This window comes from Amycolatopsis sp. NPDC003676 (assembly GCF_053587275.1).
In genome coordinates, this window is the sequence record NZ_JBSFNS010000452.1 from 1 (window position 1) to 1,024 (window position 1,024).

The 1,024-nt window shown below is 62.2% G+C and carries 1 protein-coding gene; it reads left to right on the plus strand.

The window, feature by feature from the left end; all coding sequences use genetic code 11:
- Positions 1-572 precede the first annotated feature (572 nt).
- Positions 573-1,024, plus strand: a 452-nt coding sequence (locus ACWDNU_RS47170) for a TetR/AcrR family transcriptional regulator (RefSeq protein ID WP_449673623.1), incomplete at its 3' end; no start/stop codon positions are given.

The following is a 1,024-nucleotide window of genomic DNA, read 5'->3' on the forward strand; positions in this document are numbered from 1 at the left end:
GCTGAGCTACCCGGCGCCAGATCTGCAATCTCCGCATTCGCCGTTCCTCCAGCAAAGGTGGCGATTGCCACTGTTGCCGCGCAACACCAGTATAACTTTCCGCGCATCTGGGTTTCCTTCCGAGCTGCAGACCCCGTGCATACGGGAATAACTGCGCGTGTCGGGTTCGGTGAGAAGTGCTCAATTGATGAGCTGAGTTGTGCTGTTGAAATAACCGTCCGGGTGTACGTCGATGTTTGCCCGAATTCTGAGTCGAATCAAGAATTTATCGACTGCCAAGAGTTAACCACGAATGCAAATTGGCTGCCAGAGCAAGATGGCTTTTGTGATTCAGCCCATGGAGTGTGGGAAGTGTTAATCAAGACACTGCAGTTGTGCGGCGCGAAGGCCGGGGGTCGTAAGGCCGTCGTTCGGCGCTCCGTTGGTGGTGTACCGGGTTCATCGCGGCACCCTCGGGTGTCGGCAGGGATCGGTGAACGAGATTGTCGGTTTCACGAGGAGAGCAGGCGTCCGGGCGCAGTGATTCCGGCATCTTCCGGGTTGGCTCGGAATGGACGGATTACGTTGGAGCCATGATCCTGGGTTCGGACATCAGTGCGGGTCGCCTGCGGCCTGGGCCCGCCGGCCAGGGCGGGCTCTCTCGCGAGGAGGTGTCGAAATCCCAACGTGGTCGACTCGCGCTGGCTGCGGTGAGTGCGGTCGGCGAAGTGGGGTATGGGCCGACCACCATCGGCGACATCGTCTCGCGCGCCCGGGTCGCCCGACGCACCTTTTACACGATGTACGCCACCAAGGACGAGTGCTTCGCCGAAGGGTTCGAGATCGCGGTGAACATCGTCGCGTCCCGGATGGCTTCAGCTGTCGCCGACGTCGAGGTCCGCGACAGTCACGCTTTGGTGCGGACCTCCTTGCAGGCCTACCTGACCATCCTCGCCGACGAACCGGTCGCCGCGCGGGCGCTGCACGTGGAGACCCTGGCCGCGGGCCCTGCGGTCGCCGAGCAACGCGCCCGGATGCAGTCGAG